Origin of the sequence: Longimonas sp., assembly GCF_040409695.1 — a bacterium.
Taxonomy (GTDB): Bacteria; Bacteroidota; Rhodothermia; order Rhodothermales; family Salinibacteraceae; genus Longimonas.
Genome location: NZ_JARWGJ010000200.1, coordinates 1 through 18725, shown reverse-complemented (window position 1 = coordinate 18725; position 18725 = coordinate 1). Strand labels below are relative to the sequence as shown.

Genomic DNA, 18725 nt, shown 5'->3' with positions numbered 1-18725 from the left:
CCTCAAGGGCAATCAAAGCCACGATGAGTCAGATGCTTCAGTGTCGCACTTTTGTGCGCTACCGTGGCATCTGGCTTTTCGATTTGTGTGGGGGTAGTGCCGCTATGTAGCACGATCTCTTGTTCTCGGATTTTGCTTAGCTGCAGGATGCGTTGCTGCATAGCTGCTACATAGCTACATGTACGTCTCTGTACGTCTACCTTGACGCGTTACTCGGGCATGTCATCAAATCGCCACCCAAACAGTTTGTCGGTGGAGGCTACGGAATCGCGGATGTGCAGCTCCAGCGTACTGGTATCGTGGAGGATATCTTCGCCGTCGTCGTTGACGCGCTCGAAACGAAGTGTGTTCTGGCGATAATGCGCCCGCTCATTGCCCGACCAGTTTATGGGCTGTGCCCAGGTCGCATCGATGCTCTCTGGTTGATACTCGTCGCCGTCGTCGGTACGCAGGAAAATCGTCCAGCCTGCGCTGCGAAGGCTGGTGGCACCATACGACGACCGGTTGCGACGATCGATGTATACGTGCACATCAATCACAATCGATTCAGCATGGGGAGCGTCAACGCGGGATGCAATTTCGCGCTCGGCCTCCTCGCGCGCGTACGCTCCGACAGACGTGCGCTGGTCGAACTGCTTCAACCGGAGCTCGCGGCTCCACAGGGTTGCAAAGCTACGCATCCGCCCGGCCTCAAACAGGTCGGTACCGCGCTCGACCCGGTAGCCCGACGACCAGCGTTGCCACAGATGGCCGAACGACAGCTCCGATTCAAGCACCAGGCGTCCATCGTCTTCCTGCAGTTGCACGTTTTGCAACGAGTCGGCATGCGGCACCGTAGCAGGCATCGGCAAGAAACGCGTGGCAATGTCAAGCGTGCTCAGGTCGCCCGACCGTCCCAGTCCGGCACAGCCTGCCAGAAAGAGCCCCGCCGCAGCAAGCGTTACGATGAGCGTGACGGTACCGCCGCATACGCGTAGTATAGACAAGCGCCACATATGCTTCACCAGTAATGAGCAGGTTGCGTGCGACAGCGGTTCAGTGCTGCTCTCAATGCTGTTTAAAGAAACGACACAGGCGGCATATCATCAACCCCGTTACTACTCACTACTATAGCATCACCCTACACGAAGTATGGCAGATCACAGCTTTTACCAGCGCGTATGGGCGGTCGTAGAGCGCATCCCTGCAGGATGTGTGGCTACTTACGGAGACATTGCAGAATATCTGGGTCGCCGCAGCGCGGCCCGTACCGTTGGGTGGGCGCTCAACGCCGCTGCAGGCACCGCGGTGCCGTGCCACCGTGTCGTGAACCGCAACGGCGCACTCACGGGCAAACGGTTCTTTGAGACGCCTACCGTGATGGAAGAGCGCTTGCGCAGCGAAGGGGTCCGCTTCGTGGAAGACGATATCGTGGCCCTCGGCGATCATCGGTGGGTTCCTCTCGACGAGCTTCCGCCTCCTGGCACGCCGTTACCCCTGGAGTCGGTGGAGGACATCCCAGAACGCGGGGAATGAGACCCGGGCGCTCTCGGCGTTCTGGATCGTTGTTTCGCCCTCGGCCACACATCCTGCCACGCCGGCAGCCATCGCGATACGATGATCGTGAAAGCTGCGCACTGTAGCGCCAGCAAGCGCGTTCGCATCTCCAACGATGGTGAGCCCGTCCTCTTGCTCGCTCACCGATACGCCCATTCGCGTAAGGACCTCCGCAATGGCTTCGAGGCGATCTGTCTCTTTCACACGGAGCTCGGCTGCATCGCGGATGACCGTCGTTCCTTCTGCGCAAGCAGCTGCAACGGAAAGTACAGGAATCTCGTCGATCAGATTGGGGATGGCGGCGCCTTCTACTGTGATGCCTTCAAGCGCTGCGTAACGCGCGGTAATTGTACCCATCGGCTCGCCGTTGGTCTCCGTGCGGTCCGTTACGGTAAGATCAGCCCCCATCGCCTGTAGCACGTCAAGCAGTCCGGTCCGAGTTGGGTTCAGCCCCACGTCGGCAATGGTGACCTCGCTCTCTGGCACGAGCGTGGCAGCGACGAGCAGGAATGCCGCCGACGAAAAGTCGCCTGGAAGAGGGGCCCATGTGGTGGCAACGGGGCCATCTTCAGATGTAACGTGGATGTGGCGCACATCGCTGTCGTCGACTTCGATCGGCAGGTCGAGCATGCGTTCGGTGTGGTCGCGGCATTGAACCGGCTCAACGACGGTGGTTGTGCCTTCAGCGTAGAGACCGGCCAGCAGTACACACGACTTCACCTGGGCCGATGCCATGGGCAGCCGGTACGTGATTGCGTGCAGCGGCTCAGCCCGTCCGCTGATGTGGATGGGGGCTGTCCCGTTGGTCAGACGGATCGCTGCATCCATCTGGCGGAGCGGGGTTGCGATCCGCTCCATGGGGCGTGCGCGCAGCGATTCATCGCCGGTAAGCGTACTATCGAAGGGCTGCCCGGCCAGGATGCCAGCCAGTAGCCGCATGGTTGTGCCCGAGTTGCCACAGTCGACCGGCTCGCTTGGCGCCTGCAGTCCGTGGAGTCCGACCCCGTCGATGTGCACGGTATCGCCTTCAACATCAATGGATACGCCGAGTTGGCGCAGGCATGACAGGGTAGACTGCGGATCGGCCGCCCGCGGAAAACCATGCAGCGTTGTTCGTCCGTCGGAGAGCGCGGCCAAGAGAGCAGCGCGGTGGCTTACCGACTTGTCGGCGGGCACGCTGGCTGTGCCCTTCAGGGGCCGAGCGCGCGAAACGGTTTGGGTCGACATAATACAGTGGGTAAGTGGGTAGTCACAGAAAAACGGTAGGCGATACAGTCAGGAGCGCGTGCGCTCCCGTTTGCAGGTTGTCGTAGGTTGCTGCGGATGCGTCCCGCGGGGTGCTACCACACAGGGGTTTCTTCCGTGGGCGGCATAGGAAACCCATCGAGCACCGATTCCAGCAGCGCCTGCCGTTCGCTGTAGGGCAGGAAGGCATAACGAAACCCGTTGAGCGCAATCTCACGCAGCTGGTCGGCCGGCACGCCGCAGCGGTCGTGTACGCGCCACAGCTCCTCGGTCATGCTTGTGCGGCTAAACAGCCTGTTATCGGTGTTCACCGTAACGGCCACATCGTTTTCTGCATAGAAGGCAATAGGATGCGCCTCATAGCCCGGTACCACATGCGTTTGCACGTTACTGGTCGGGCAGATCTCAAGCGGGATGCGGTGATCGATCACATATTGCATAAGCTCCGGATCCTGACGCAGCGTGATGCCGTGCCCAATGCGATGTGCCCCGCAGTAAAAGAGCGCCTGGTGGATAGAGTCGGGTCCCCACGACTCGCCGGCATGAATAGTCAGGTTCATCATGTTATTACGGGCATGGTAGAAGGCGTGCACATGCCCCTTTGGCGGGTTGCCAGCCTCTCCCCCAGCCAGATCGAACGCGGTCACGCCCTTGTGGCGATGGGCCACCGCCAGTTCCGCCTGGCGCATTGAGGCGCTCTCGTAGCGATCGCGCAGTCCACAAATAATCAGCGAGGTCTGGATGTTGTAATCGCGCTCAGCCTCCTTGAGTCCCGCCAGCACCGCCTCGTTCACTTCCTCAAGACGAAGCCCTTCTTCGGTGTGCAAGATCGGCCCGTATCGCACCTCCAGGTAGCGCACGTTCTCTTGCGCATTGTCTTCAACCAGTTCATAGGCAACCCGGTGCAGCGCCTCTTTGGTCTGCATCAGCGGAATTGTATAGCGGAACCAGGCAAGAAAAGCCTCCAGCGTCTCCGAATCGTCGATCGAGCGCAGAATTTCGCGCAACCTCTCCACCGAGTCAGACGGTAGTACACTCATCTTTCCCTGTGACTTTGCCAGATCGAGCATCGTCTCCAGGCGCAGCGAGCCATCGAGATGACAGTGAAGCTCGGCTTTCGGCCACGCGGCGATATCGTTGCGAGAGAGTGTAGGGGTATTGTTCGATGGGGTAGGAGCAGACATACAGTGTCAAGCCAACAGGTGAAGGATAGCCGAGATCTTTACGCAACGCATTGTTGCAGCGGTCGCCAGGAAACCGTTGCCGCATCAACACACGCCTTCGAAGATCTGTTTCGCTAAACCTATGCGTACCTGATACCCTCCCTGTGCCTCTTTTGGAGGTTGATGCCTATCCCCCACCTCTGCACTGCCACCTCTGCACTGCCATCTAAAATACAAAATCCCCGGCTGGCCTACGCCTCCGCATCCAGCCCTGATTACGCTGCTATCTTTCTGCCTCCAATGCGCCAAGCAGCTGCGAAGAGCGCAGAGGAGGTAGCCGCCGGGGGAACTGAAAAACAAGGCCTCTGTTTAGCAAAACGCGCAATTGGCCACTTGCATACACGTAATGCAAAGACATTTAGCACGCCCTACGGCGCATACATCTGCCTGCCTTCAACCCTTTGCTTTAGTTATGGGATCGTTCGGCCCCTTCGAAATCATCCTCATATTCCTCGTCGTCTTGCTCATCTTTGGAGCGAAGCGTATTCCGGAGATTGCGCGTGGCCTTGGCCGCGGCATCCGCGAGTTCAAAGATGCTACCAGCGAGTTTAGCCGCGAGCTTGACATGGAGGAGCGGCGCGACCGTATCGATGCCCCGCGCCGCCCCAGCCAGGGGCAACCACAGCCCCGTGAGCAAGCCCCGGCGGAATCCAGCAAGAACCAGAGCACCGACCCGGCTGCGGAGCAGAAGTCGTCTGAGTCTGCTTCGTAATCCCTTCTGCGCCACCTGGCACGCGTCATCCTCCTGATTTAACAAAAGCATCTGCCTCATCAAGGGCATTCAGAGGGATGCGCAGCGCTGTGCTCTGTCATAGCGCCCTCTTTCCCAGGCTCTTTCTGCGCGACCTGAACGACCTGTGCGACACGTACAGGATACGTGCAAGACACGTGCAGAACGTATCGACGCGCAGACCTATTAGGACGCTGCAGGACGCGCACGTTCTGTACGTACGCATCTTCACTCTGACCTCTCTGACTGCTGCATTACATGAGCTACCCCACCTTTACGGAGGCACGTACAGCCCTATCCAACGGCGAGACCAGCTGCGAGGCACTGGTCTCTTTGTATTTAGAGCGTATTGATGATCGCAACGACGCAGTCAATGCCTTTCTGACCGTCGATCGCGAGGGCGCGCTCAACCACGCGCGCTACCTCGACAGCCAGCTGGAACGCGGCAACCGCCGTCCGCTCGCCGGCATGATCATCGGCGTCAAAGACATGATCGCCATTAAGAACCAGCGCCTTACGTGCGGGTCGCAGATGCTTGCGGACTTCACCTCGCTCTATGATGCTCACGTCATCGAGCAGCTTCGCGAGGCCGGGGCCATCTTCATCGGCAAAACGAACTGCGATGAGTTTGGCATGGGCTCCTCAAACGAGACCTCGCATTTTGGGCCGGTGCAACACCCCGATCATGCCGACTACGTACCGGGCGGCTCCTCAGGAGGCTCCGCCGCCGCGGTTGCCGACGGTATGTGCCATGCTGCCCTCGGAACCGACACCGGCGGCTCTGTGCGGCAGCCTGCAGCGCTCTGCGGTGTTGTCGGGCTTAAGCCGACCTATGGACGCGTAAGCCGCTACGGACTCGTGTCGTATGCCTCTTCTCTTGACACGATCGGTCCGATGGGGCGCTCGGTCGAAGATGTCGCGCTTCTTTTCAACGCCCTGGCCGGGTCCGACGCCCGCGACTCGACCAGCGCTGATGTCGACGTGCCTGACTACACCGAAGCACTCGGTCGCCCTGTTGAAGGCGTTCGTATCGGGCTCCCCGAGGAGTACTTTGCAGAGGGGCTGGATCCAGACATTCGTCGCATGATCGAAGCACAGGTTGAGCGTCTGCGCGAGCAGGGGGCCGACGTGCGCTCCGTATCGCTTCCCCACACCAAATACGGCATCGCTACCTACTACGTACTGGCTACTGCGGAGGCATCCAGCAACCTCGCTCGCTACGACGGCGTGCGTTACGGTCACCGGGCCGATGCGGCATCCATGCGCGACGCAATCCAAGACGAGCAAAAGCAGCTGAAAGAGCAGCTGGGAACGGCTCAGTCGAATGGAGATGCGGAGCGCGTCAGTCAGCTGAAAGCCCGGCTCGACACCCAGAGCGATCTGCTGCGCGCCCTTTATGTGCAGTCTCGAAGCGAAGGGTTTGGCGATGAGGTAAAGCGTCGCATCATGCTGGGCACGTATGCGCTCTCAGCAGGCTACTACGACAAGTACTATGAGAAGGCACAGCGTGTGCGCACGCTCATCCGCAACGACTTCTTGCACGCCTTTGAGGAGGTCGACGTACTACTAACGCCGGCCACGCCAACACCTGCCTTTAAGCGAGGCGAGAAAACGGAAGATCCGCTCCAGATGTACCTGAGCGACGTGTACACCGTACCGGCCAGCCTGGCGGGGATCCCCGGACTGTCGCTACCGATCGGAACGCATCCGGATGCTCCCCACCTCCCCGTTGGCGCGCAGCTCCTGGCTGCCCCCTTCGATGAAGCAGGTCTCTTGCACGTGGGCGATGCCTTGATGAAAAACGTGCCCGCGTAAGGACCTTCCGTTGCGGTTACGCGGCGTGCCTTGTACTCTATGCATACCCCTTCATGACGTGCTGCGAAACTCTATCACAGCACGTCTCCGCCGTTACTGACCATCGACGCTTCACTGATCGCATGAGCATTCTCGTTGACTCCGATACCCGCCTGGTCGTGCAGGGCTTTACGGGCCAGGAAGGCACGTTCCATTCCGAACAGATGATCGACTACGGCACCAACCTGGTTGCCGGCGTTACCCCCGGAAAGGGCGGCCAGACGCATCTCGATCGCCCGGTCTTCAACACCGTTGCAGAAGCGGTTGAGCAAGAAGGCGCCAATACCTCCGTTATCTTTGTGCCGCCGCCCTTCGCCGCCGACGCCATTCAGGAGTCCGTCGAAGCTGGAATTGAGGTGATTATCTGCATCACCGAAGGCATTCCGGTTAAGGATATGAAGGCCACCTACCATTATGTGCAGAAGCACGGTGCGCACCTGATTGGCCCCAACTGCCCGGGGGTCATCACACCGGGAGAGGCCAAAATCGGAATTATGCCGGCTATGATCTTCGAGCCCGGATCGATCGGCGTTATTTCGCGCTCGGGTACGCTCACCTATGAAGCTGTCGACCAGCTGACGCGAGCCGGATACGGCCAGAGCACAGCCGTTGGTATTGGCGGCGACCCCGTCATCGGAACGCGCTTCGTAGATGCGCTGGAGCTGTTTGAGGCAGACCCCGATACGGAAGCGGTTGTCCTGATTGGCGAAATCGGGGGAAGTGCGGAAGAAGAAGCCGCTGCCTACATCGAATCGAGCATGAGCAAGCCGGTCTTTAGCTTCATTGCCGGACGTACAGCGCCTCCGGGCCGCCGCATGGGTCATGCCGGAGCCATCGTCTCGGGCGGATCGGGCACAGCAGAGGCGAAGTTTGCCGCACTCGAAAAAGCCGGAGCTGTCGTGGTGAAGAACCCCGCGCTCATCGGCGAAGCCGTACATGAGCATCTCGGATAACGTGCGCTGCCGCTACCGATCTGTTGCACGATCTCTTGTTGCAACGTGCCCCGTGCCGTCTCTAATGGCAGCACGGGGTTTTGCTTTCCGCCCCCCTTTATCAACTCGACCTACGCATCCATGAAAGTCAAGTCTGCTGAATTCATTAAGGGTGCTGTTCGCTGGGAGGGACTGCCTTCCGACGGACGCCCCGAGGTTGTCTTTCTGGGGCGCTCCAACGTAGGCAAGAGCACCATGCTCAATGCGCTTACACACCGGAAAAACTTGGCCCGTACCAGTAAGCGTCCGGGCAAGACCCAGGAGTACAACATCTTTCGGATCAACAACCGGCAGTACTGGATCGACATGCCCGGCTACGGCTACGCAAAAGTACCCAAGAAGAAGCGCGTGCGCTGGGCCGAGTTCATCGCGCGCTACGTGAGTGAGCGTGAGCCCCTGAAAGCCATCGTACATCTCATGGATAGCCGCCATCCGCTGACTGATCTTGACCGCGAGCTCATCGATATGATACGCGGTGGCGCGGCGCCGCTGCTGGTTGTGCTCACGAAAGCGGATAAGCTCTCGGGCAATGAGCGACGGGCCCGTGAGGGCGAGGTCAAAGAGCAGCTTGAAGAGGTAGGGCTGCACGTTCCCCTCATGCTTACCTCAGCCGAGAAGGGCGACGGCCTCAAGCCGCTGCTGCGCTGGATTGGCACGCTTACATAGCTTACGCCAACAGCAGGCGTAGGTGCAGCGAATAACTGGCAGCGAATAATCTGGGGACCTCTACGCCTGTGTCTCGCCATCCGTTGAGGTTTGCGCCCCAGCCCCCTGCAGCGTAACCGAAAGCGTTTCCCCACAGTGCGGACAGGTGCAGGCCCCGACTTTTGCGGATCGATCTCCCTGTGCATCTTCCTTGCCTTGCAGGCCGGCCTGACGATCTTTTTCGATCTCGTTGACGAAGCCCGACCCGAGGATACTGGTAGGAAGCGCAAACAGTCCGATACCAATCATGGCCACAACAGCCGCCAACGTGCGTCCCAGACCGCTTATGGGGGTCACGTCACCATATCCGACGGTTGTTAGTGTGGCAATGGCCCACCACATAGCTTGCGGGATGCTGCCAAATGTATCGGGCTGGTAGCTGCGCTCGGCGTAGTACATAAGCGATGCCGAAATCAGGAGCAGCATAAGCATGAGCGCCGTCGTCATCACAATCTCATGCCGCTTGCTCGCCCACACGCGTCCAAAGAGGCGAAGCGTATAGATATAGCGCTTGAGCTTGGCCAGGCGCAGAATGCGCATCAGCCGGAAGAGCCTGAGAAAACGAGCATCTACCCCAAGGAAAGGCAGGTAGAACGGGAGAATGGCCAACAGGTCGATGAGTGCAAGAGGCGTTATGCTCCACTTCAGACGCCCGGACAGGCCCTTCTTGTAAGGCTCGGCCAGCGTGCAGGTCCATATACGTCCCGCGTACTCGATAGTAAACACAACAACGGCGACAAACTCGAAAGCATGAAGCGCGGTGCCATATGCCGACCGTATGCTGTCAACCGACTCCAGGATGACCCCAGCTACGCTGAGGACGATAAGGCTCATGATGAAGAGATCGATACGGGCACTCCAGGCCGACAGACGCTCTTGCGTACGCTCGGGGAGAGCAGGTAGCGCAGCATCTCCATTCGCTGGATGAAGCAGCTCGAAGACAATGCGTTTAAGGCCCGGCCGAGTGGGTGATGACACGTTGGGCATAAGGGCGGGGATTAAAAGACAGACATTGGTAAGACACAGGTACGAGACATCGCCGTTACAAACGAAACCAATTGGATTTACGGTTCCCCTGAAAGCTCGGCTGCCTTAAAAAATACCGCCTGCCGGTAGACCCAGTAACTTCTTTTCATCTATTGGCCGTACAGTACGCTACGCAACACATCTAAACGTGGTAGCGGTTCAATGTTAAATGATTGCCTGTGGTTTACATCATCGCAATCTGCTCAAACCCCCTCTGTCTGCCGAGCTTCGCCAAAGGCGTGCTCCTGTGGACATCTCCCCCTTGGCCAAGGGGGAGAAGCCCGACACGAGCCCGTAGGGCGACTGATGAAGCGAAGCGGAATAAGGGAGAGGGGGTTCGAAAAAGAAAGAGCTGCTGCATTCAATCGCTCTATCATTTAGCGTCTATCCATTACCCTAAACGTAAAAGAAGTAGAGCATCGCAGTGGTCACAACAACGAAGAGAATCGACAGCAGGCTACCGGCTCGCAAGTAGTCGGAAACCCGATACCCGCCGGGCGTCATGAGCAGTGCGTTGACGTGATGAGTAGGGATGATAAAGGAGTTGGCCGCACAGATGCCTACCTGTAGCACAAGCACCTTGGCCGGCAGCCCCCCGATGCCTGTCAGCTCAAGCACCAGCGGCACCAGTAGGACCGTAGCGGCAACGTTCGACATCACAAGCGAGAACAGCGTTGTGAGTACGCCGAGCGATAACAGGATTACGAATGGATGGATTCCTTCAATGCTTTGCACCAACGCCTCGGCGATAAATGACGCTGCCCCCGACGACTCCATAGCGAGGCCAATCGGAATGAGCCCGGAAATCAGAAAGATGACTTTCCATTCAATAGCACGGTAGGCATCCTCGATGGAGAGCACGCCGCCCAGCACCATCGCTACAGCACCGGTCAGAAATCCAATCGAGATCGGAAGGTCAAGTAGCAGCACCGCGCCGAGGGCAGCAGCAAAACTGCTAACGGCAAAGATGGCTTTCTCAGGACGTTTCTCCTCGCGCTTTGGAAGCGGGGTAACCGTGATGAAGTCTTCGCTTTCCTCAAAAAACCGTAAGTTCTCCCACGCGCCCTGCAACACGAGCGTGTCTCCGGCACGAATGGCATGGTCCGCAACCTTCTTATCAATCACCTGGCTTTCACTGAAGACAAGAACCACCTGCGCGTTATACACATCTCGCAGCGCTACATCGCGAATAGTCTTTCCCACCAGGCTTGATCGTGCTGGGATAACAACCTCCAGGTAGCCTACTGCCGCATCTTGTGCCGATTTCTCTCCTTTCTCCAGCAGTTGAAGGTTGTTATCACCGGAAAACCGCTCGATATCCTCTTTTTGCCCCTGTACCAGCAGTTGCTGATCTGTTTCGAACTGCAGCTCGTCCCAGATCTTGTATTCGGCAGCGTCCTCATCGTAGGCACGCAACAGGTTAACGTTGTACTGCGCGCCCATCTCCGATTCTTCGACGGACTTCCCGACCAGCGGGCTCTTTTCTGGGATGCGAAACGTGTATATCGAGTCGGAAAGCCCCCAAACGTTAAGCATTTTTGCGCCCGCCGTCGTTTCCGGATCCGTCGTTTTCCCCGTTGGGAGCAACGACGAGCTGAAAAGCAGAAAGTAAGCGATGCCAACGATCAGAAGTACAATGCCGATGGGCGTGACGCTAAAGAACGAAAAGGCCTCAATACCGCGCGTCGCGAGCAAGTCGTTGAGCACGATCAACGAACTGGTTCCGATCATCGTGAGCGTTCCTCCGATCAACGCGGCAAACCCCATTGGCATCAGCAACCCCGATACCGGGATGTTTTCACGCTTGGAGATGCCTGTCAGAACCGGCAGAAAGAGGGCCGCTGCTCCAATATTCTGCATGAACCCAGACATCACACCTACGGTGACCGACACGGTAGAGAGAATACGCCGTCGCCCCGACCCGGCCACGCGGAGGATGAAGTCAGCAATTTTATCGGTGATGCCTGAGGCAAAGAGCCCACGGCCCATGACCATGACTCCGATGATCGCCAGGACAGCATTGCTGGAGAATCCAGAGCGCGCGTCTTCCGGAGACAGGCTCCCCGTCCACACCAACGCGAGCATCGCCAGAATAGCAACAATATCGATCCGCAACCACTCGGTGATGATGAGAATGACCGTGACGGACAGTATACCGAGTACAATAAGAAGTTGAGGATCCATACAGGTACGGTCGGTGAGTAAAGTCGGAAAACTGTCAGACGTGTTCTCAAGAGATGCTCGTCAAGACACGACGAGTAGATTGCCAGTTCTTGACTCAAGTACACGGTTGATAGGGGCACGTGTGCCATGCTGCCCGGCATACTCTCAGTGCCTCCACACGAAAAAGCCGACCAGACATACGCCTGACCGGCTTAGCTACACTGTCATCGGAAGAAGTTAGGCCAGTGCATCGACCAGCTCGCGACAGAAATCAGGAATATCTTTTACGACTCGCCCCCATACGATGGCTCCATCTTGAAAAGCGGCTTCGTCAACCCAAGTCGCTCCGGCGTTTACCAGATCGTCTTTAATTCCAAGACTGCCTGTGGACCGATGCCCCTCCACGATATTAGCCGAGATGCCCACAAGCCCTGCATGGCATATCAGCCCAACAACCTTATCTTGTGCGTACAGATCGGCTACCAGAGAGGTCACGCCTTCATAGCGGCGCAGCTTGTCGGGAGCCCAACCGCCAGGTACCACAACGCCGTCGAAATCGTCGGCACTTAGGTCGGAGGCCGCAACATCGCTGGTTGCACTGAGTCCATTCTTCCCGGTGTAGGTGTGGCCTGCTTTTGGAGCTGCGATGGTCACGTCGGCTCCTTCTTCTTGCAGCCGCATTGTAGGCACCCAAAACTCCAGATCCTCGAACGAGCGCTCCAGCAGTACAACAACCCGTTTGTTTTTTAGACGCATAGCACACAACGTGTTTTAGAATAAGATCGTTAAAAAAACAGTACAGAGGTACAGAGTGGTTGCCCGCATACTGCTTTAGAAAGGAAAGCGCGCAGCTTGCGTGGCATTTTAGGCACTGCTCAACACATCGTTTAATATAGCGGCGAGTGCAGCGTCATTACAATGCTCTAAATGCAACGATCCCCAGTGGTTTTTGCCTTACTTCAGTTGCTCTCGGGTAGTGAATCGATCTCAGCCTCTTCAGGCATAGCAAAGAGACCAGGATTGGGCGCGTTGGTATTAAATCGCATGTCGGTCAGGCGAAATTCAGGTCCAAGCGGTTCACCGAGCGACTCGTCGTTCCAGCTATGATAGCGTCCGGCAACGGGCAGCGTGATTCCGCTCTCTGTGGCTGTGGCTGTATACACCAGCGCCGTATTGGGCTCGGACGGCGGACGATCGCCGTAAGTTACGGAGAAGCGAACAAGTCCCAGCTCGTGCGTGTCGGCATCGGTGTACACGACATATACATCGTCGGGGGAGTCGCCGACCCCCTCTTCGTAGCGGATCTCTGTTACGTTGTATGTGGTGCCTTCAACCGTTGCTGTGCCGACATCGGTGGCTATTGCCCCCGGATCTGCCAGCACAAACGGCATCGCAAAAAAGTAGAAGTAGGTGCTGGTATAGAAGCGCGGACTGGAGCCGTACGGAAAAGCTTCCAGCGAGGGCGAAACCCAGGCGTGCTCACCGTCAAATCCCAGAACAAACTCATCGCCTTCAATCCGTACCTTGCGTGTATCCAGATCGACAAGCTGATGGTCGCGAGCCGTGGTTTCTCCTCTACGCTGCTCAAACGTGTACTGCAGCTGGCGCTGGCGATTCCATGCTTCCAGGCCGCCATGTGCCTCCCAGGCCTGCTGCAACGCAGAAGGTGCATCTGCGGACTGGGAGACGCTTTCACTTCGATCTGAAGGAGGTGAATCGCTTTGTCCACATCCTGTGATTAGTCCGGCACTAACGACCAGCAGACATACGAGAAGAACGCGACCTGATTGAATGTTCGGTATGTTCATTATCGCGATTCGGTCGGTGTAAAAGATGTACGGTAGATGATTCCTGTGCTGTACGTGGAGCACGGTACGCAATAGCATGTGTACCGTATGCCGCCAATCTGTTACACCCTACTCTGGATCTCTGCAGCGGTCGCGGAAGGTGCCGCCTCAATATGTAGCTATTCCGAAAACCAGGCGCCCCATAGCGCACGTGGTACATTCCCCTACATGCTCCTTGCATTTTCGGATCTTTTTTTGCGCTACGTATGATTGCTCATTCAATGCAGTGTCAAAACCTGGTTTCTCTGCTGAGAACACCCCGGATTCAGCATGCTCCGGCCGAGCGATGAACAGACCACACACAAACCGTACCTGTAGCACACCATAACCCTGTAGCACACCATAACATGGTGCCTCGCGCGTGCAGGGCTTTTATACGCAACGCGCTTGCACACCGGTTACTGAGCAGCTTACGTAGAACCCTACATAAAATTATTCCGACTGTATCATGTCACGCAAACTGGCCGACCTGGGCAATCAATTCGTAACCGACCGCGTGTTACGTGGGTATCTGAAGCGGGTGTGCCCCCCTGAGATGTATGCCGCCATCCGCCCCGACCTGAACAAGCTCGGGGCTCTTGCCGGCGGCGAACTCTACGACTTGCAGCTTCAAGACCGTCCCAACACGCCGCGGCTGGTGCAGTGGGATCCGACGGGCGACCGGATCGACAAGATTGAACTCACCGAAGTATGGGAGCGCGTGCTGCCGATGGTCGCCGAACATGGCGTTATTGCGACAGCATACGAGCGCGAAAATGGTCCCCTCAGCCGCGTGCATCAGAGCGCCCTCGCTTACCTGCTTCTGCCTGCCTCCGACATGATGGGCTTCCTGCTTGCAACCACCGACGGCTCGATTGCCACCCTGCTACGCTCTGGCAACGAGACGCTCATCGACAGGGTCGGGCCTCACCTGATGAGCCGTGACCCCGAAACGTTCTGGACGAGTGGGCAGTGGCGCACCGAGCAGCAAGGCGGCACGGACTTGAGCAAGGTGGATACCGAGGCCCGGTATGAAGATGGCACATGGCGGCTGTACGGCCATAAGTGGTTTACCTCGTCTACTGCCGCGAATATGGCCGTTGTGCTGGCACGCCCCGAATCCAACACGGAAGGGCGTGAAGGGCTTTCCCTGTTCCATCTTCCCATTCGCAGCAACCACGCCGACTCACCGAATGAGGGCATCCGGGTGAACCGGCTCAAGGAGAGCATGGGAGCCAAGAAGCTGCCGGTGTCTGAGGTCACCCTGGACGGCGCCGTGGCCTACCCGATTACTGAACTGAAGCACGGCACGCGTCACCTTACCCCGATGGTGGATCGCGCCCGTATGTGGAATGCGCTGATCGCTGTAAGTAGCATGCGCCGCGGCCTGGCACTGGCGCGCGACTATGCTCGCCGCCGTAAAGCCTTTGGTACCCCCATCATCGAGAAGCCGCTGCACTACGATACGCTTGCCGATGTTCAGGCGACGTTCGAGGGGGCATTCCACCTTACGTTCCGGTTTGTAGAGCTCGTCGGCAAAGAAGAAAACAATGCGCTTAGTAGCGACGAGCAGCACCTGCTCCGCGCCATGTCTCCGCTCGTTAAGCTCATTACAGCACGGCAGGCGGTTGAGGTAAGCACAGAAGTCATTGAAGCATTTGGCGGCTCCGGATACGTCGAAGAAACCGGCATCCCCACGCTCCTGCGGGATACGTTTGCGCTTCCTCTGTGGGAGGGTACCACCAACGTGATGTCGCTCACCGCGCTCCGCACCCTGCGCCGCGACGGACGCCTTGAGGCGGTGCATAACGAAATCAAACGATGCGCAGCTTCTGTCGAGACGCCCGCGCTGAAACATGCGATGAAGCAAGCACAAGAGGCCTTCAAAGCGGCTGTGCAGTGGCTCGCGGAAACGCTTGAAAACTACGGCGAAAAAGCCCTTGAGGCCGGAGCCCGGCGCTTCACGTACACCATCGCTCATGCGCTGGAGGCTGCGCTGCTCATCCACCATGCCCAGTGGGCCATTCAAGAGGAAGGGCGGCGCCCCATCGCCGTTGCCGAGTACTTTACAGCCAAGGGACTCAACCACATTGCCCGGCGTACCCACTACGACGGATATATGCTCGCGCAGGACTTCAACCGGCAGTCGCTCTTCCAGGATGAACTTGCCGTAGACACCGGGCCGCAGCAGGCTGTATAGCGATACGAGTTGCTTGGTGGATGCGCTCGTTTGTACAGGCTGGAGATGGGGGTTCGCCTGCTCCGGTCTGTTGCGCCGGGCTGCATAGAAGGCCTTAGGGGCGGACATTTTTACGCCACACGCCGTGTAAACACTACACGAACACTGGGCGCTCGGTCCAGGGTCGTAGGCGGTTGAGGTTCACGCAAACACCGTCGCCGGGTTTTTGCACGGCCTGCGCGAGTCGTGGAGGCGGGGCTGGTAGCCTCACTCGCTATCGACGGATTCGAGGCCGAGGGGGCCCAGCTGTTTTCTTCTGCTACACAAGGCTTTCAGACCTATGGCCAACCCCTTTCCTGCCATTGCTCGCCGCTTTGCTGAATGCCCGGATGATCTTCGTCCCGATGGTATCACGCACGCCATCGGCCAGACGATTCCGTTTGTGGATACCGCCGGGGTGCACATCCGCACGTACACCCCCGAGGCCGTGACGGTCGCGCTGAGCCCGGAGCGTGCCGTATCCAACCACATCGGCACGATGCACGCGGCGGCGCTGGCGCTGCTTGCAGAGACAGCTTCCGGACTCGTCACGGCTCTGAACATCCCCGATGAGAGCGTGCCCGTCATTCGCACACTCGACGTATCGTTTCAGCGTCCGGCTGCCGAACGGATTACAGCTACCGCCTCTCTTGATGCCGACGCGCGCACTCGTCTCGGTGCTCGCCCCATTGGTCGTGTGGACGTGCCAGTGACGCTCATGATGGGAGACGAAGCGGTCGTCGAAGCTACGGCCGAATGGGCCTGGCTCCCCGCCTCGCGGCTTAACCTGCCGGGTTGACCCCTTCGGCGCTGCCCCCTGCCGTATCCCCCTGTATGTTTTGAAGTAGCTACGTTACCGTGAAGCGAGGTCGCCGTCGGCGTCCTCTCCTTCGAAGACATCGTCGCTCTCGTCGTAGGAGTCGGGATCCATGGCCACCATCATGTCGCGAAAGCGCTCCATCTGCGAGAATGAAAGGTTGATGCTTGTGCCCCCAATCTGGATGCTCATGCTTCGGCTCTGCAAGAGGAGGCGAAACTCGTCGATGGGAATCGTGAGCCGCATAAACTCACCGATTCCGATAAGCTCGGGGTCTTCCCGGGTCGACACGTTTCGCCATGTCCGGCTCCAGTTGTCGGCAATGATGGTCACATTGTCGTAGTCGAGCCAGCTCACATTGCGCGTTCCGCTGGAGAGGAGGATGCGGACGCTCGCAGGCGTGCATGCCTGCCCCTGACAGTCGGCTTGCGACTTAACGTAGATGATCTGCTGTCCTGAAGAGCCCAGTCCGCTTCCGCCTCGCACAATCCGAACGGGACTCGTTTCGTACACGACGCGATCGGTCTCCTCGTTGTATGTCGTTGACACGCTCTCCGTTGACGTGCATCCGGCTACGCTGCCGGCCAGCACGATGAGACACGCTACGCTACTTATCAGCGCTATGGCCCGAGTGGACATGCGCAAGGAGTGCAAGTAGGTCATGAGTAGACGGGCGTGCTGTTGCTGGGGGAATGAAGTCTTAATGGTCTATTTTACAGTTTAACCATACACGTACCGGAACGCAACCGGCTAAAAAGCAATCTGCGAGGAGCGGTGTGTAGCCGGTACACGGGCGCGTTCACGACGATGATTGAAGGAGGTTTGTTATGTATCTCCGTACAACCCTCCAACTTTGAAGGCAGGCGCTCGTTGAGGGGTTCGTGTGTACGTACCCTCAACAGATTCATTAAGACAACCGTTTGCCTATGATTATCTATGAAGTGAACCTCACCATCGATGCTGATATCGCGACTGAATACAGCACGTGGCTGCGCGAGCATGTGCGCGACCTGTTAACGCTTGATGGGTTTGAGGGCGCCACCTGGTACACGCGCACCGAGGCGGGCGATGCGGTGCCTGACGACGAAGCCCCCGAGGGCCCTCGCTACTGGACCCTCCACTACTTCGTTCGTGATGCCGATGCACTGAACACCTATCTCGAGGAGCACGCCGAACGCTTTCGCAAGGATGGACTCGACCGCTACGAGGGACGCTTCAGCGTAGACCGGCGTATTCTGAAGCGTGCTCGCACCTTCAGTGCTCCGTCGAACGGGTAGTCCTCGGCGGATGCCACGGGACGCTGCTGCGAGGATATGCCGAATTCGAGCGCATTGCCCCCCTTCGTCCGAACATGCACGCAGCAGCGTTCTTTACTATACGATGCAGTCTCCACGGGCAGCACACGTCTGTGTCTGCCGCACCTGCTTCTGTTTCTGATTATCTGCTGCACGTATTATGTCTACCTCCCTCCGCGATATCGCCATCGTCGCCCATGTTGACCATGGCAAAACCACCCTGGTCGATGCCATGCTCTGGCAGAGCGGCACCTTCCGTGACAACGAAGACGTGCGTGAGCGCGTCATGGACTCGATGGACCTGGAGCGCGAGCGGGGCATCACCATCATGGCTAAGAACACCGCCGTGCAGTACGGCGACACCAAGATCAACATCGTAGACACGCCTGGCCACGCCGACTTTGGCGGCGAGGTGGAGCGTACGCTGCGCATGGTCGACGGCGTCATGCTCCTGGTAGATGCTGCCGAAGGACCGCTTCCACAGACCCGTTTCGTGCTCCAAAAAGCACTGGAGCTCGACCTGCCGTCGATCGTCGTGCTCAACAAGATTGACCGGCCCGATGCGCGCCCGGAAGAGGCGCTCGACGAGATCTACGACCTGTACATCGACCTCGGAGCCGATGGCGACCAGATTGAGTTTCCGGTCATGTATACCGTTGCCACGGAAGGGCAGTGCACCACCGAGCCCGGCGGCGAGCTCACCGACCTGGAGCCGCTCTTCGAGACGATCCTGAGCACGGTGCCGCCTCCCAGTGGCGATCCTGAAGCCACGCTGCAGATGCTCGTAACGAGCGTGCAGCGCGATAACTACCTCGGCCCGGTCGCTGTGGGGCGCGTCGAGCAAGGCCGTCTTAAAAACCGGCAGCGCGTGTCGATGTGTCACCGCGATGGCTCCATCGAGACCACGGAGATCACCGCGCTCTTCGCCTATGAAGGACTGCAACGCGTTGAGGCCGAGGAGGCGGGCCCGGGCGACATCATTGCCGTGGCGGGCGTCGAGGGCATCGGTCTCGGCGAAAGCCTCTCCGACGCTGAACACCCCGAACCGCTCGAACCGGTGGATGTAGACGAGCCCACCCTGTCGATGGAGTTTCG

17 protein-coding genes are annotated in these 18725 nt (G+C 58.4%); 9 read left to right on the top strand and 8 right to left on the bottom strand.

All coding sequences use genetic code 11. From position 1 onward, the window contains the following. Positions 1-209: 209 nt before the first annotated feature. A complete protein-coding gene (locus tag PPP56_RS12085) occupies positions 210-995 on the bottom strand; it encodes a hypothetical protein (RefSeq protein WP_353564302.1) in 786 nt (261 codons plus the stop codon). Positions 996-1131: 136 nt separating this feature from the next. Between PPP56_RS12085 and PPP56_RS12080 the strand changes: the two genes are divergently transcribed. Continuing rightward, positions 1132-1515, top strand: a complete 384-nt coding sequence (locus PPP56_RS12080; RefSeq protein ID WP_353564301.1) for an MGMT family protein — start codon at positions 1132-1134, stop codon at positions 1513-1515. Here PPP56_RS12080 and aroA read toward each other — a convergent pair. After that, positions 1471-2763: a 3-phosphoshikimate 1-carboxyvinyltransferase gene (gene aroA, locus PPP56_RS12075; protein ID WP_353564300.1), complete on the bottom strand. Its 1293-nt coding sequence runs from the start codon at positions 2761-2763 to the stop codon at positions 1471-1473. The genes PPP56_RS12080 and aroA overlap by 45 nt on opposite strands. 113 nt (positions 2764-2876) lie before the next feature. Then, the gene (gene add, locus PPP56_RS12070; RefSeq protein ID WP_353564299.1) at positions 2877-3965 is read right to left on the bottom strand and encodes an adenosine deaminase; all 1089 of its coding nucleotides are present in this window, start codon (positions 3963-3965) and stop codon (positions 2877-2879) included. A 451-nt stretch (positions 3966-4416) separates the two neighbouring features. Between add and PPP56_RS12065 the strand changes: the two genes are divergently transcribed. From PPP56_RS12065 to yihA, 4 genes are all read left to right on the top strand, one after another. Then, positions 4417-4716, top strand: coding sequence for a Sec-independent protein translocase subunit TatA/TatB (locus PPP56_RS12065; protein WP_353564298.1), 300 nt, complete (start codon positions 4417-4419; stop codon positions 4714-4716). A 276-nt stretch (positions 4717-4992) separates the two neighbouring features. Then, positions 4993-6549, top strand: coding sequence for an amidase family protein (locus PPP56_RS12060; protein WP_353564297.1), 1557 nt, complete (start codon positions 4993-4995; stop codon positions 6547-6549). A gap of 122 nt (positions 6550-6671) precedes the next feature. Further along, on the top strand, positions 6672-7541 hold the full coding sequence (gene sucD / locus PPP56_RS12055; RefSeq protein WP_353564296.1) for a succinate--CoA ligase subunit alpha: 870 nt from the start codon (positions 6672-6674) through the stop codon (positions 7539-7541). A 120-nt stretch (positions 7542-7661) separates the two neighbouring features. After that, a complete protein-coding gene (gene yihA / locus PPP56_RS12050) occupies positions 7662-8246 on the top strand; it encodes a ribosome biogenesis GTP-binding protein YihA/YsxC (RefSeq protein ID WP_353564295.1) in 585 nt (194 codons plus the stop codon). A 60-nt stretch (positions 8247-8306) separates the two neighbouring features. Here yihA and PPP56_RS12045 read toward each other — a convergent pair whose 3' ends face one another. From PPP56_RS12045 to PPP56_RS12030, 4 genes are all read right to left on the bottom strand, one after another. After that, a complete protein-coding gene (locus tag PPP56_RS12045) occupies positions 8307-9272 on the bottom strand; it encodes an ion transporter (RefSeq protein WP_353564294.1) in 966 nt (321 codons plus the stop codon). A gap of 435 nt (positions 9273-9707) precedes the next feature. Further along, positions 9708-11495, bottom strand: a complete 1788-nt coding sequence (locus tag PPP56_RS12040; protein WP_353564293.1) for an SLC13 family permease — start codon at positions 11493-11495, stop codon at positions 9708-9710. 216 nt (positions 11496-11711) lie between these two features. After that, a complete protein-coding gene (locus PPP56_RS12035) occupies positions 11712-12230 on the bottom strand; it encodes a type 1 glutamine amidotransferase domain-containing protein (RefSeq protein WP_353564292.1) in 519 nt (172 codons plus the stop codon). Between the two features lie 203 nt (positions 12231-12433). Further along, entirely contained in the window at positions 12434-13132 is a 699-nt protein-coding gene (locus PPP56_RS12030) for a DUF6503 family protein (protein ID WP_353564291.1), read from the bottom strand. Between the two features lie 637 nt (positions 13133-13769). On the opposite strand from PPP56_RS12030, the gene PPP56_RS12025 reads away from it, so the two are divergent. Together PPP56_RS12025 and PPP56_RS12020 are read left to right on the top strand one after the other, a co-directional pair. Then, entirely contained in the window at positions 13770-15500 is a 1731-nt protein-coding gene (locus PPP56_RS12025) for an acyl-CoA dehydrogenase family protein (protein ID WP_353564290.1), read from the top strand. A gap of 319 nt (positions 15501-15819) precedes the next feature. Then, positions 15820-16317 (top strand): YiiD C-terminal domain-containing protein, encoded by a 498-nt coding sequence (locus tag PPP56_RS12020; RefSeq protein ID WP_353564289.1) that lies wholly within the window; start codon positions 15820-15822, stop codon positions 16315-16317. 54 nt (positions 16318-16371) lie between these two features. On the opposite strand, the gene PPP56_RS12015 is transcribed toward PPP56_RS12020, so the two are convergent. Continuing rightward, positions 16372-16974 (bottom strand): hypothetical protein, encoded by a 603-nt coding sequence (locus PPP56_RS12015; RefSeq protein WP_353564288.1) that lies wholly within the window; start codon positions 16972-16974, stop codon positions 16372-16374. Between the two features lie 287 nt (positions 16975-17261). On the opposite strand from PPP56_RS12015, the gene PPP56_RS12010 reads away from it, so the two are divergent. Together PPP56_RS12010 and PPP56_RS12005 are read left to right on the top strand one after the other, a co-directional pair. Continuing rightward, positions 17262-17612: a DUF4286 family protein gene (locus PPP56_RS12010; protein ID WP_353564287.1), complete on the top strand. Its 351-nt coding sequence runs from the start codon at positions 17262-17264 to the stop codon at positions 17610-17612. A 178-nt stretch (positions 17613-17790) separates the two neighbouring features. Then, positions 17791-18725, top strand: a 935-nt coding sequence (locus tag PPP56_RS12005) for a GTP-binding protein (protein WP_353564286.1), incomplete at its 3' end; no start/stop codon positions are given.